The sequence below is a fragment of the Martinezella sp. CNPSo 3890 genome (genome assembly GCF_057784455.1).
Genome location: NZ_JBXSOR010000005.1, coordinates 68,487 through 82,584, shown reverse-complemented (window position 1 = coordinate 82,584; position 14,098 = coordinate 68,487). Strand labels below are relative to the sequence as shown.

Below are 14,098 nucleotides of genomic sequence, written 5' to 3'. Positions count from 1 at the left end.
TCGATGCAGTCCCGTTAGGCGGCTTGGCCCGCCTCAAAATGTAATTTTGATCATCTCGATTCCCGAGATCAGTGCTGTGAGTGGAGGGTTGTTTATGGATGGAAGTTTAGAAACGATATGTCAGTTCCTGTATGGGAACGATATTCCTCCATCTCATAAAGATCATATTAGGAGACATGGTATTTCGGATGGAGAATTATCTTATTCAAAAATTCGCTCTGTTATAGGTGTTTTTGATCGTCAGAGCTTAAACACACCGATCATTGTCAGATTTGGACCAGAGGATATTTTCTACGCTGATCTTGGATCATTTAGCTTGGCGGTAGACAATGCCGATAGGGCAGTCGGCCTTTCGATACTGCATTCAGGTATATATGAGCCTCATGTCACTGCCTTTTGTAAGTCAGTGATCAAGGAGGGAATGCATGTCGTCGATATTGGTGCAAACATCGGGTATTTTACGCTGTTGTCCTCAAGGCTCGTTGGACCATCGGGTTCCGTGACAGCAATAGAGCCGAATTCCGAAAATAGCCGCTTGATACTGTTGAGCATCGAGCGAAACGGAATTGACAATGTAAAGCTTCTGCCTATCGCACTATCCAGTGCAGAAGGGGCCGCCTATTTCTCTACGCATGTAGGTTCCAATGGCGGGTTGCTGCCGGAAACCTCGGCTGTTTTAAGCAGTCCTTATTGTACGGTGGTGCCGGTTTTTCGCCTGGATCAGCTTGTCCAAAAGCGCATCGATTTCATTAAGGTTGACGTAGAGGGCGCAGAGTCCAAGGTTTTTGACGGCGCTTGGCCTCTTATAGAGCGCGATCGGCCCATCATATCGACGGAGTTCTCGCCGGAGATGCTTCAGCGCATATCTGGGGTGGATCCACTGAGCTATTTAAAGAGGTTTACAGATATTGGTTATCACATTGGTCTTCTCGATCGAGCGGACCCGACGGGCGCACCGAAAGACATAGGAGACGCTGGCATATTCTTACAGAATTACGGAGCGAATACTCGCCTTGAAGATCTGGCGCTGATCCCCCGTGAGCGGTTTTCAAACTGAAATATAGCTATTGAGAATTTCCTCCGTTGGGAGTTCTGGCGTGCATTTGGTAAGTGGCAAGAGATGAGGCGAAGCGGCGTTGTCTCCACAAGTCGGTGAGGACTGTAAAAATGCCAATTTCCAACGACGATGTGAGCTACGGCTATCGCTATCTTTTGGGCAAGTTGCCAGAAAACAACGACCGTACTGCCGGACAATTTTTGCTGCTCGCATGGGCACTTATCGTGTTCAGTTTCAGTACGGGTGCCTGGGCGCAAAGCGCCAGCACGGTCCAAACAAACGCTGCGTTACAATCGACGTCCATTTCGGGACTGGCGGTGGGAACGACCATTGTCCGTAGCGGGTTTTACGCCGCCGGTGACGGCGGCGCGGCTACATACACCTTGTCGGCATCCAACTGCACCGGCCCAGATAACGGCGCGAAGGTCCAACCATCAAGCGGGACAGGGTGTTGGATGCTGCAGCCTAGCACAATAACGGACATCCGCATTTGGGGCGCACAAAACAACAACTCGACAGATATTGGCCAATATGTCCAGAAAGCCTACGACGCAAATGTTGGTTGCATCTTTATCCCGGCGGGAATTTGGTTATGGTCCTCTGCAGTAACAATGTCGGCGCAGACCCCTTGCTTCCGCGGTGCAGGCTGGAATGAGGCGGTTTCAGCGGGATCATTGAGCAGCACAAATATGCTTGGTACGTGGATTCACCGCTCTAGCACTTCGTTCACCCCCGCCACAATAAGTGGACTTGCTGGCCAAGGAGGTACGCCCTCCTTTTCTTATATAGCGTTCTATGACGATCAGCCAGCGATTGGTACTGGTCCCTGGACCCCAAACGCCTATCCATATTTCTTCGTACTTAACAATAATGGCCGGGTCGATTTTGATAATATCATGTTCTATAATACAACGCATTGCATCAGTGTCTTTAACTCTGCGCGGGGTCACATCACAAATATTTATGGCCAGCCCCAGGGAACGTGTCTTTCCTTTGATCACATGCATGATATTTCGACGCTTAAAGATATCCAGTTTTGGCCTTTCTGGTCAGGGGCTTCCGTCGTCGCGGCGTTCGACCAGACTGTTGATCCGATTGTCTACGCGCGATCCGATTCACCTTTTATAGACGACATTTTTACCTTGTCTTATCATAGTGCCCTAGCCTTTACCCAATCGAACGAAGGTACCACGACGGGTGCGCAGATCGGTTCTGTGTCCGCTGACGCCACGTTATACGGCATTTGGATTAAGCCCGACGCGACAGGCGTGCAATTACAGATCGCCAATCTTCGCGGGTCGGGCCAGGCATTTCCCGGAACCGGAAGTCAGCCTGGTTCAGGCACCTATCGGGATTCTGGGACAAGTACACAGGTATCGATCGGAAATATAGATTGCTTCTACGCTGGCGGTAGCTGCATCTCTGTATTGGGCAGCGGAAGCCTGCAATTTGGTAACGGAGTCCTGTGGAACTACAACAACGACAATAATGGGTCGGCCGCTATTAATGCCGGAGCTTCCGGCTTTATTTCAGGCGCAAATCCGCCAAGTATAGCCAATGTCACACATCCAGCACCTGTAATTCCCACAACATCCGCCGGCGGCATTTATGAGCTGCGCGGCGTAAGACAGTATTGGACTCCGGGAGTGGTCGGGAGCGGCGAGAGCGGCACGGTAACGTATAGCTCGCGTGTTGGGACGTTCTGGTATGATGGCTCTCAGGTGACGATTACCTTTTACATAAACGGTACTACCTCCAGCGGCCTCTCAGGTTCTCTCTTTATCAATGGTCTGCCGTTTACGGACAATGAGCTACCAGACCAGCACGCGTTCTGCACCATTTCCAGTATGGCGGGAATTACGCTCAGTCCCTCGTTTAATATTCTATCTGGGGTTGTAGCTAGTGGCTTAAATCAAATATTGCTTGTCCAAAGTGGCAGCGGCCAGGCGACAATACCGGCCCCGACGACGATTGTGACGGGCGGTTCCGGCTCCTTCGTACTTGGAGGATCATGTACGTTCGCATCAGGACAATAAGAAGAACAACGAACAACGACCGTCGCGGCTTGTGCACCAAGAAATATCATTTAAGGACCAGAGGAATGCCAATTTCTAAGGACGACGTGAGCTATGGCTATCGCTATCTCTTAGGCAGGTTGCCAGAAAACAACGATGTTATAGAAATTTATCGCCAGGCATTCGAAGACGTTGAATTATTCCGCCAGCATCTGATGGAATCTCCCGAGTATAAATTAAAGAATCCCATAGCGGTCACTAAATCTTTTCTGGCCCATACTCCGCCCTCCGATATTGAAACCACCATGGACGATCCCACTCTTAAACAGGTGGTATCCAAGACGGCATCCTATTGGTCAGAAATTGGTGCTCAGGCGCCACATTGGTCTGTGTTGTCTTTGGATAAGTATGTGCCGGATCAATTGGAACAAAATCTGGTTGAATTTTATGAAAGCGGTGTCGGAGATTTGTACTTGGTTCGCGACCTGCTCCGTAGAATGAACCGATCGCCAAATGACTTCAAAACTATCCTTGAATTTGGTTGCGGTGTGGGGCGTGCGACGGCTGCGCTGGCTACGGCCTTCAAGCATGTTATCGCGCTGGACATCTCAGCCCCTCATATTGAATTGGCGAAAAAGCATATTGCATCTTCGGGCGTCAATAATGTCGAGTTTATCCAAGTCACATCTGAGAACGTCATGCCAGGACGCGGCTTCGATCTTTGGTATTCCCGGCTGGTGCTGCAACATAATCCGCCGCCAGTTACACTGTCTATCCTAGAGAAGGCGTTTTCCGGATTGCCGCCTCACGGAGTCGCGATCGTACACGTTAGGACACATGAAGATGGTTACAGCTTCAAAGTAGCAGACTATCTCAAGGGTGGTTTCAAACTCGATATGGAGATGCACTCTACGCCGCAACATTCCATCTTGGAGCTGGCCGATAGAACTGGCTGCCGGTTATTCGAGTTGCATGAAGAGCCTGGCCATATCGACAATGTTACTAGCATCTTTGTTTTCGTGAAAAAATAATGCCAGCAGTTAGAGCGTGCGCGTACGCCGAAAGCCCGCCTTGAGAAGTGTGCGGGTAAAGTAGCTGACTGTGGGCATAGACATCTATACGCAATTCCGGACGGAAAACCGCCATACACTTTCTTAGAATTGCTGTGAGACTTGGATCAGAAGAACGCCGGATTGCGCCATACCTGGTCCCCATCCGCAACAAGCATCGGATCTCCGTGCGGATCGTCCCTGGTCTTCGCGGCAACAATGCCTTCGCAAACCCAGCCATGCTTGGGAAACAAGCTGATAAGGCGCCGATCCAAGTCAGCGGAATGCGTGCCAATGAATACGCGCTTCACCTGCTTCGTCACCACATCGATATGGCGTTCAAAGAGGTCGCCTTCGGCACCTTGAATATCGCAATGGATGAGATCAATGGTCCCTTTGCCGTCTAGGACCGTTGCTAGACTATAACATGCGACTTCTTCAATTTCCGCGATAAGGCCGCTATGATGCCTCAGGAATGTCCCGAATGCATCGCCATCATTGCCTTCGCCAGAAAAAGCAGCGGCGGCGCCATAGACATGCCCGGCCTGCGCTGCCCGAGGGAACCTGGCTATCCCATCTTCAACGCCGATGACCCCATGGATAACGTCAGCATCGCTATCCGGAATGGAGTTTTCACGAAATGAATGGTGAATGTAATCGATGTGACCACTATCCCCTTCGATCGCGGTTACATGAGCGCTTAAGCCTTTCTGTTTGGCGGCCGCATAGCCGATTGCCGACCAAGGTGCCCATCCGGCGCCGAGCTCAATCATGCTGAATCGCTCCCGAGCGTCGAGAACCGAACGCAATACCGCGATCCATTCCAAGGCGGCCCCATGAAAATTACCGGGAAACGGAAATGATTCAACCAGTCCGGAATGGCTTGCAAGGCCGACATGGTTCACGTTGGAAACGCAACCGAGAAAATTGGTCACAAAGCCTGCTCGGCCCGGCCCCTCATACTTTCTGAATTGCCGAAATACATCCATTGCCTCTCTTCTGGAGGAGCCATATGTTTGAATGTACCCATGTATGGTCTTAAATTCATCAGAACCACTGATTTGCCGTATAAGATCTTCATATGAAAGTGAGTTCTTCTCCAGCAAGTCGAGATATGAACTCATGCCGTTCTTGTCAGGATCTCTTCCTAGAAGGCCTTTATATGCTGCGATAATGACGTCCTTTGCATTGCCTGTTTTCGATTGCTCTTCGATCACAATGCACTCCATTTCCGTTTTTATCTGATGGTGAACTTGAATAAACGCCTGGATTGCAACCATTAATGCGGCTGTTCACATCAATATGATGCGATGTCACCTCTTGATTTGATCCTTATCCCGTTGATCGGGTAAGCTTAGCTCCGATTTTTCCGCCATTCCTCAGGAAATATTTGCAACAAAAATCACTATTTTCAACTGTAAAATCAATATAAATGTGTTCAATAACTAAATTTTTTCTTTAACGATATTTTGATCGGAAATATTGTCGCATTTTATACTATTGAGACGCAATCGGTATGGCGCCAAAGAAATTGTCTGCTGGTTGTATTTTGCTCCATGGCATGCCGATAACGTTCAAAATCTGAACACTCAGGTTCGATCATGGCTCCGGCAAGGTTAGCCGCTTTCGTGATCCCTGATGGCGGTGACCATGAGCCAGCCCAGCAGATAGCAAAGACTCAGGGACAGGAAAACGACCGTAACGTTCTTCAGCGCATAAGGCATCTCTGCCTCGTCAGGCATCTGCGGTGGAACGACGACCTCAAGATAAAGCTGTTGGCGGCGGGCATCGGCTCGGGCCGCTTCGAGCGCATCGAGCGCGGCAACGAGCGCCTTGTTGGAAAACTCCCTCATCAGGACGAGACTCTCGTAATCTGCAATTCTGGGCGCGACGGATTTGTCGGATCCGACCATTTTTGCTCGCTCATTCTCGATCTGCTGCTCCAATGCTGCGACCTGGCTCGTCAGAAAGGGAATGGAGTTACTATCCGGCGCAGTCTTGCGCGTCTCTGCAAGGCGTGCCCGCGTATTGGCGAGAGCGGACGTCAGATTGCTGATGAGATCGATCATCGACATGGAGCTGGCATTCGGATCCACCATCAGCTCCTTGTTTCTGAAGTTTGTTATGTTTCGTTGGGCATCAATGACCCGCTGCTGCGCCTGCTGCACCTCGCCATCGGCAAAGCGAACCGCATCGCCACGGGCGCGATTGTTGAGCCGGTCAAGAAGATCGCCGCCAAGTGCCAGCAATGAGGCGTTCATATCCGCGGCATCCTGCGCGTGAAAGGCTGTCGTCCGCAGGACGGTGATGCCTGTGGTGTCGTTGTGAATGACAGACACCCGGCTCGAATAATAATTAAAGAGCTGTTCCTCGCTGTTGTTTTCCCAGAAGCGGGGAAAGCGCGTCAGCCAGTCCGCCTGCGGACTGCCGAAAATAGCACGTACGGGAAGCTTTTCGGCAAGTTCCTTCAGCGCCTGGCGGGAGCGGATATATTCCTGCACGGAAAAAGTATCGTCCTGCGAGCGCGTTATCCCGCTGTTCTGCAGCAGAGAACCGAAGACATTGGAGGATGGCGGCGCGGCCATGCGGACGACGAAAGAGGATTCGGAAACATAGATTGGAGCGGCGATCAATGCGTAATAGGCGCTGACCGCCAGGGTAGGGGCAATAACCGCCAGCAGATAAACGCTTAGACGGCCGTAACGCTTGCGACGCTTTCGGGCTCTTGCAGGTCCGGCAATCGAAGTTGCAATCATGCGGTGGAAAGACTGCCGGCGCTGATCTGCATCGACTTTCTTGTTTTGGGTCTCGGGGTTAATCAGAGCCATGATCATGCCCTTTCTGATGATCGTCTGTCGTTGCAGATCTGCGAGCGGACGTCACGGACGCTAATTGTCCGAGCCCGGCGCAATGAAGATTGAGCGGTTGCCCTTCGCCGGTATCGTTGACCGACCGTCCGATGGAGACGGGATAGCGACCAGGAGGGCTTCGGATGCATCAGGTATCGGCAAACGCGCGCGGGGGGGCGCAGTTCATTACCGGATTGAAGATTCAGGGACGGGTCCTTGGTGCGCTGATCATGCGCGAAATGCTCATACGCTACGGGCGGGAAAACATCGGCTTCCTGTGGCTTGCGCTGGAACCGATGATCCTGACTACGGGTGTCATGATCATGTGGACACTGCTCAATCACGAGGCGCACGGATTGACGGTCGCGGCCTTCGTTTTGAGCGGCTACATGCCGCTGACGCTCTGGCGCCACATAACCGGTCACGCGGTTTCTTGTCTGCGTCAAAATCTGCCCTTGATGTACCATCGCCAAATCCGCCTGGCCGACGCCATAATCGCCCGTGCGCTTCTGGAGACTGCCGGCACGACTGCTGCGCTCATCGTCGTCTACACGGTTGCGCGTTTGGCAAACATTATTCCGCCCTATCAGAATCTCGGTCTGCTGTTGGCGGGCTGGCTGTTCATGGCCTGGCTCTCTTTCGGAGTGGCGCTCATCTTTGCCGCCGGTACGGAGCGGTTCGAGTTCATCGAGAAATTCATTCCACCGTTCCAATATCTGACGCTGCCGATCTGCGGCATGTTCTTCATGGTGGCCTGGCTTCCCAGTGGCGCCCAGAAGCTGGCGCTCTATGTCCCTCTCGTTCATTGCTTCGAGCTTTTTCGCGCCGGTGTCTTCGGCGATTCCGTGCAAACCTTCTATGACATTGATTACCTCGCGAAGTGCTGCATGTTTACGACGGCTGTCGGGCTCTTCCTGATCAACGCGGCACGCAATCACATCAAGTTCGAGTGATGCCGCGACGGGCGCGCTAACGTTTGGCATAGTTCGTCACCTGGTTCTGGAATTCCAAGGAGCGTAGCAGCGTTTCGCGCAACTCCCATCGGCTGGGCAGCGCATAGTGGCTGAGAAAGGTTTCGACAGATTCCGGCTCGCGACCGAGAATCCAGCGAAAGGCTGCAACGACATCATAGGAATCGATGGGGTCGCCAAAGTGGTTATAGGCGGGGTTGCTGATTTTTGCGAAGAGATAGGGCAGTGCACCAAGCAGAATATCGAGGCTGAACCGATGAAGGTTCGGGTTGGTCAATGCCGTTTTGGTGAAGGCGTCTATTAGGCCGGAATAGTTCGTGAGTGCGGAAACCGTATCGCTCGCACGCGGCAATCCGTCGAAGCCGCCATTCGCATGAAAGCGAACAGCGATCTCCTTCCAGACCTCCACGAAATAGTGCATCGGTGCGGGTCCGTAGAGTGCGGTGTCGTCGGAATAGAGATCTGACGGCGGTGCAAATATCCTGCTGTTTTCAATACGCTCCCGGCAAAAGTCGATAAGCATGCGAGAAATCGGATATCGTATCTGCCAGCGGCAAAAGTCGGTCATGTAGGTATTGCGGTCGATAAGCGTGCCGCGATAGTCGGTTGTGGGGGGCATATCGAGCAATATAACCTTTGTATCCGGCAGGTTTGCATTCAGGAACTCGCAGAATCTTTGTGCTGCCTCGATCACGAGCGTCCAGAAGTCGCAACTACCGAACGGAATCACCTTGAAGATGCTGAAGGCTTCGCGTTGCAAATCGTGTCCCGCTTCCAAAAGTTCGTAGGGAACGGTGAGTAAGGTGCCTTCGTAGTCTAGGAGCGAGGCGCGCGTGGCGCGGCTGAAATCGATCACCAGCGTCATCGGCGCTGATGTCCTCAATCGATCACAGAAGCCTTTGTCGGCTTCGAACTGCAGCTTCTTTTGGATCGGTTCGGGCCACCCCTCGATGGCGGTGATGGACGCCTGCCTGTCGTTCATGAAGCTGGCGATGTTGATGCCGTAGCAGAAGAAGACGATCGTGCTGTCCGCAAATACGTATCGGACAAACTCCTCGCTAGGGCACGAGCCATAATAGGCGATGCCACCCATATGATTGCCCCTTTTTGTTCAACAAGATCTTCATTCTCGATCCACGCTCAGGTGCTGAAGCCGCCGGTTGACGTCCTCGGCGCGATCTTCATGAACGGCAAATATGTTTGCTGCGGTGCCGGCCGGGAAGTTCGAGTTGAATTCCTCGGATGTCGCCATTCGCATCAGCCGATGCTCGGACCTTGTCCAGATGTGGTAGCCGAAATCTGCGAGCTGGCGGTGGATCGCGCCTGGAGCGGTTTTGGAGACAATGGAGAGCATATCATGGTTGATCTCCATCAATAGAGAAGGCTTACATGTGGCGATGGTTCTTTGCGCACCCTTCAGAAACAAGCCTTCCGCTCCCTGTATGTCGACTTTTATGACATCAGGCCGCAGATTGCCGATAACACGATCCAGTGTTTCGACCTTGGTCTTGCGATCGACCTTGACTTCAGCGCGGGTAGTAATCAGTCGCGTGGCTCCCGCGTTGACTGTTTCCCCCACGTCATTAAGCGGTAATTCTCCCGGAGCATCCGCGAGAGCGAGCTGGTGAACGCTGACTCGGTCTCCAAGTCCGTTCTCCACGATCGATCGATTGAACAACTCGCAGAGCTTCGGTAGAGGCTCAAAGGCGAGAACCGTTCCTCTAAATGGGGAATGATGGGCTGCGACAGAGAGGGAATAGTACCCCACATTGCCGCCGACATCGATGAATTGTCCGTTATCGGGCACGATGGCTTTCACGAGCTCGATGTCGAACTTCTCATATTCACCGTTCATGATGCCAAAAGAAATATGATATTGGCGAAGGTCCAGATACAATTTGAAATTGTAGGTGGTTTCAAAAAGGACGACGATCGATCTCGGCACGAAATTGTGAAACAGCAATTCGCCATGACGTTGGTGAAATTCGTTAGAAGTCAGAAAACGTTTGCGATGGACGTCCAGCGGCAGATCGGTGATTTGCAGGAGATGATTGCCGATGACATTTCGCTCATCGTCGTTGATCGGACGGCCGAGAATGAATTTGTAGCAATTCTCGATGTCGTAAAAGCTTGTCACGTCGCCGCTCCCGCGTCTTGCTGACGAACTTTGTTATTATGTTGCGCCAGCACCGCCGCCTCTCACTGCAAAATCGCCGAGGTAGGGAATCTCTCGATACGCCGCGAAGCGCGTTGAGCAGCATGGCGTCGTGGCGAAAAATCGGCCTCAATCAACGCCTCCAGATCATCGAAATGCGTATCCCACCCGCTTGATGACCCGGGCTTCATTCGGCGTTGCGGAGAGGCTGCAATCATATCCAGCGCGGCTCTCCAGCTCAGCCCGTCTAGGGGGTCCAGAAAGATGGCGGGCTGTCCGGCGGCAGCTTCGCGATGGGCGCTGATGTTGGAGGCGATCACCGGCGTGCCGAGCGCGATAGCCTCAGCGACCGGCATGCCATACCCCTCCGTGAAGGAAGGCGCGAGAAGGGCGGCCGCGCCCGCGACCAGCCGCGCCAAGGCGGCATCCTCCAGCCCCGGCACTTCGATGACGAGTCCGGGCAGGGCAGGGCATCGCTCCAGCATTGCCAGGATGTGGCTGTTTTCCCATCCCCTCTTGCCGACAATGACCAGCCGTGGCGCCTTCGGCCCGTCACGCTCGGCCAGATATTGCCACAGGTGCAGCAACAGCATGTGGTTCTTGCGCGGTTCGATCGTTCCGAGCGTCACGAAATATGGCTGCTGTGGGCGCGGCATGTCCGATGATGGCGACAGGAAGCATTGTTCGACACCGGGAGGCAGCACGGCGATAGAGGGCAGCTTTCGATTGCTTTCCTGGGCAAAGGTGCGCAAGGCGCGTGCCGTTACCTGGGAGTTGCAAAGCACCAGCGACGCATGTCTCAGCACCGTCTCCATCCTGCGGCGATGCCGCTCCGGCTCTTCGGGTCTAACGAATTCCGGATGCGATAGCGGAATGAGATCATGGACGTAGAAGACGCCGTTTCTGCCGGCTTCTCGAAGCCAGGAGAAAGCCGATGTCCGCTCCAGCCGGCTGTGTGATACGTGGACGAAAGACGCCCTGTCCGGCAACGCCAGGCCATGAGCGAAATGATTGGCGACGGCATGGGCAATCTTGCGCAGCTTTTGCGTATGAGCCTCGCCTGCTTTTACTTCCGACGCCGACTGCCACCTGATCTTGCCATCGACGGCGGCGAAAATCCGTTCGAGAAGGGCGGACTGTGCGGGCGATATCTCCGTTGCTGCCCAGCGGCTGTTGAGCATGGAGACCAACTTGTCCGCCCGCTCGGACGGAACGGTGACGGCGCTGTTATGACCGGTTTCGACAAACCACGACGGTGGCGGAAACGCACCGAGATCGGTCAAGGCAGTCCGTTTGCGGCGCTCGTTCAGCCAATTCGCATAATGAAGCTCATAGCGATCGATGCCGGTGGGCGTCGGGCAATGCGACCGTTCCATCAATCGCGAGATGTCCATAACGACCGGCTTCATCATTTTTTTCTCGCCTCGAGCATGTGGATGACCTGTGCCAGCCAGCGCCGCCGCGACGGATTGGGAGCGATGCCCTGGCGGGAACGATAGAGTTCGGCGACCACGTCTTCCGCCTCGCACGGAAGATTGGTGATGTTCGACCAGTATCGCGGATAGAGGATGAGTGTGCCGGCGACGAGGGCGTCGAGCGTTAAAGCGCGTTTTCGCCGCAACGAAACGACCGAATCCCGTGTGAGGCCCCAGCCGGCATAGAAGGGGAGACCGTGACACCATACCGGCTTTTCTCGTAGCAGGGCCTCGAACCCAATCTGCGATGTTGCGACGTGAACCTCATCGACAACGCCGAGGAGATTGTCCAGATCGACATTGCCGATGACGAGATCGGCAGCTTCCGCCTCCGCCGGTGGCCATGGAGGCGGATGACGGCCAGCTACCTTCGCCAGAAGATCAGGGTGTTGCTTGTAGATGATGAATGCCGCAGGTCTTGCGCGCCGGACGGCTTTGAGCAGTTCGATATCGGATGGATGACTTGCCATGCCGAACCGCAGCGAGGCATCGTTCGGCACCTGCCCGGCCACCAGAACGATATCGCGGCCTTCGGCCAGAGCACGATAATCCGGCGCCGGCTGCGGCGGCAGATTGTATTTGGTGATGCCCATCGAGACGATGGCCTGCCGCAAGCGCTTTGCGCGCGCAAGAAGCGCATCGTCGAAATTCGCCCCGTTCAGGATCGTCTCCAGCCGGCTTGGAGCGGAGGCATCGAAATAGATGCCTTGGTCGTCGAAGCAGAGCGAAGATGGGGGCACCAGCGAGCTGCCGAGGCCGGAGGAGCGAATGAAGCCATCTTCAACCCGAATGATCGGCAATCTCTTGCCCTGCTTCCACAAAATGGATTCATCGGGAGGAGTGGCGTTCCCCCAAAGGACGATGGTGTCCGCACTCTGAATCTCCGAGGCGCTCGGATTGGTGGCGAATTGCACCTGCGACCGGGGGCTGCTTAGATAGCGGCGCATGACCGCGCGTTTGTGAAGCGAAAAATTGACGCAAAGGTAACGGCCGGAGAGCGATCGGGCGCGCGTGCGCCATTCCAGCAGCCGTTCGACTGCCTGCTCTGCCGTGATCGGGCTGCGCGAGACGGGATCGACATAACGGGAATATTGAAAGAAAGCAGCAGCAGCAAACTCGTCTATGCTGACATGGCGTCCACGACGCGAGCGCGCCGTCGTTGCGACCGTGCCTACGGCGCGGTCCGCAGTCAGTCCCCAGCCGGCATAGGCGGGCATGCCGAAGGTAACGACAGGTATTTCCCGCAGAAGCGCTTCCAGCCCGAGTTGGCTTGATACGGTCCAGACCTCATCCACCATATCCAGCAGGGAATGCGTCGAGACAGGGCGGTCCACAAGCTGCACGCCTGCCGTTCGGGCGAGGGGTTGAAGAAAACCCCGAGCCTGGCCTGCGATGACGTCGGGATGGCATTTGACGATGATATCGGCATTTTCCACGGCAAGAGCCGCCGTCCACATTCTTGCGAAAGTCGCGGCATCGGCACCGGCGCTTTCCACAGCGTGATTTCCCATCACCTCGTCTACAAGCAGGATCCGTCTGCGACGGCTCCGGCGAAGCGAAATGCTCTCGTCCCGCAGCTGATTGTCTTGGGATAACCGTTCGCGAATGATCCATCGCCGCAGGTCGCGGGCGCGTTGAATATCCGTGTCGGATGGCGCATTTTGAAGCAGCGCCTCCAATCGGGAGGGCTGGCGGGCAGAAGAATGAATACCGAGATCGTCGGCGACGATGGAGACCGGCGATGTGGCGTCCTGACCGGTCGATTGCAGGAAGCCGCCCGCCACCGTCCAGAAGGGCAGACCTTGCACCTGCGCATAGAGGCGCGCCAGGCGGGCAAGCGGTCCGTCTCCCCAACTGACGACACCATCGGCGGCCCCCATCGTCAATTCGATCGGCTTGAGCGAGGCGGAGAAGGCGGGGCCGATGAGAGGAAACCGTTGACGTGTCGGAAGGAAAGCGAGCAGGCGTGCGTTGATCGGGGGCAACCAGAACGGCTGCTCGTCTATCTTGGTCGAGGACCGCGCCTCCTGAGGAAAGATCGTCGAATCTATGTGCATATAAGTCCCCCCAAAAGATGTTCGCTAAGAGCGATGGCTCGCGCCTGCACGAGACAGCCCGCGATGTCTGCTCACGGCTGGTTGCATGAGCGGAACCGCTTTGGGGGACATGAAACACAACGGTAACTGGAGGACATCTTCCGGTATCGAAAGTGGGAGGTTGCGCCGCCTACCCAGGAGAAATTTCAAGAGGCTTCGGCAAAACCGGCCGATGAACAGGTCTGGACGGCCATCCGAGGCAAGGTTACTGCCGATATGCTGCAAGATGCCTCCGAACTTTCCCATTCCGAATTCCTTGAACCAGCAATGAGGGTGAAACGGCTAATCGAATGGCAGTTATTGCCGCCACAATTCGGCCTCGCCATACGGATCGCGTCGCCAAAGTATTAATTACGACAGAAGCCAAATTATTCTTGTTTCCGTATGTAAAAATTTCGAAAGCGCGGAAATATATTTGACTTTCAAAGGAT

At 54.3% G+C, this 14,098-nt stretch carries 10 protein-coding genes; 4 read left to right on the top strand and 6 right to left on the bottom strand.

The window, feature by feature from the left end; genetic code table 11:
• Nucleotides 1–94: 94 nt before the first annotated feature.
• From AC13RC_RS15005 to AC13RC_RS14995, 3 genes are all read left to right on the top strand, one after another.
• A complete protein-coding gene (locus AC13RC_RS15005; protein ID WP_488557611.1) occupies nt 95–1,057 on the top strand; it encodes an FkbM family methyltransferase in 963 nt (320 codons plus the stop codon).
• A 110-nt stretch (nt 1,058–1,167) separates the two neighbouring features.
• The gene (locus AC13RC_RS15000; RefSeq protein ID WP_488557610.1) at nt 1,168–3,093 is read left to right on the top strand and encodes a hypothetical protein; all 1,926 of its coding nucleotides are present in this window, start codon (nt 1,168–1,170) and stop codon (nt 3,091–3,093) included.
• Nucleotides 3,069–4,103 carry a class I SAM-dependent methyltransferase gene (locus AC13RC_RS14995; RefSeq protein ID WP_488557609.1) on the top strand — a complete coding sequence of 345 codons (1,035 nt, stop codon included), beginning with the start codon at nt 3,069–3,071 and terminating at the stop codon, nt 4,101–4,103. Before AC13RC_RS15000 ends, AC13RC_RS14995 begins: the two co-directional genes overlap by 25 nt.
• A gap of 146 nt (nt 4,104–4,249) precedes the next feature.
• Here the strand turns inward: AC13RC_RS14995 and AC13RC_RS14990 are convergent, their stop codons facing one another.
• Nucleotides 4,250–5,401: a DUF4214 domain-containing protein gene (locus tag AC13RC_RS14990; protein WP_488557608.1), complete on the bottom strand. Its 1,152-nt coding sequence runs from the start codon at nt 5,399–5,401 to the stop codon at nt 4,250–4,252.
• A gap of 336 nt (nt 5,402–5,737) precedes the next feature.
• Nucleotides 5,738–6,949 carry a KpsE/RkpR family capsule polysaccharide export protein gene (locus AC13RC_RS14985; RefSeq protein ID WP_488557607.1) on the bottom strand — a complete coding sequence of 404 codons (1,212 nt, stop codon included), beginning with the start codon at nt 6,947–6,949 and terminating at the stop codon, nt 5,738–5,740.
• Nucleotides 6,950–7,113: 164 nt separating this feature from the next.
• Between AC13RC_RS14985 and AC13RC_RS14980 the strand changes: the two genes are divergently transcribed.
• The gene (locus AC13RC_RS14980; protein WP_488557606.1) at nt 7,114–7,923 is read left to right on the top strand and encodes an ABC transporter permease; all 810 of its coding nucleotides are present in this window, start codon (nt 7,114–7,116) and stop codon (nt 7,921–7,923) included.
• A 16-nt stretch (nt 7,924–7,939) separates the two neighbouring features.
• Here AC13RC_RS14980 and AC13RC_RS14975 read toward each other — a convergent pair whose 3' ends face one another.
• The 4 genes from AC13RC_RS14975 to AC13RC_RS14960 all read right to left on the bottom strand — a co-directional run bounded on the left by AC13RC_RS14975 (nt 7,940) and on the right by AC13RC_RS14960 (nt 13,628).
• Nucleotides 7,940–9,034 (bottom strand): DUF6270 domain-containing protein, encoded by a 1,095-nt coding sequence (locus tag AC13RC_RS14975; protein ID WP_488557605.1) that lies wholly within the window; start codon nt 9,032–9,034, stop codon nt 7,940–7,942.
• 30 nt (nt 9,035–9,064) lie between these two features.
• Complete coding sequence (locus AC13RC_RS14970; protein WP_488557604.1) at nt 9,065–10,078, bottom strand: FkbM family methyltransferase; 1,014 nt, start codon at nt 10,076–10,078, stop codon at nt 9,065–9,067.
• 62 nt (nt 10,079–10,140) lie between these two features.
• A complete protein-coding gene (locus tag AC13RC_RS14965; RefSeq protein WP_488557603.1) occupies nt 10,141–11,508 on the bottom strand; it encodes a glycosyltransferase family 4 protein in 1,368 nt (455 codons plus the stop codon).
• Nucleotides 11,505–13,628 (bottom strand): capsule polysaccharide biogenesis protein, encoded by a 2,124-nt coding sequence (locus tag AC13RC_RS14960; protein ID WP_488557602.1) that lies wholly within the window; start codon nt 13,626–13,628, stop codon nt 11,505–11,507. Before AC13RC_RS14960 ends, AC13RC_RS14965 begins: the two co-directional genes overlap by 4 nt.
• Between the last annotated feature and the right edge of the window lie 470 nt (nt 13,629–14,098).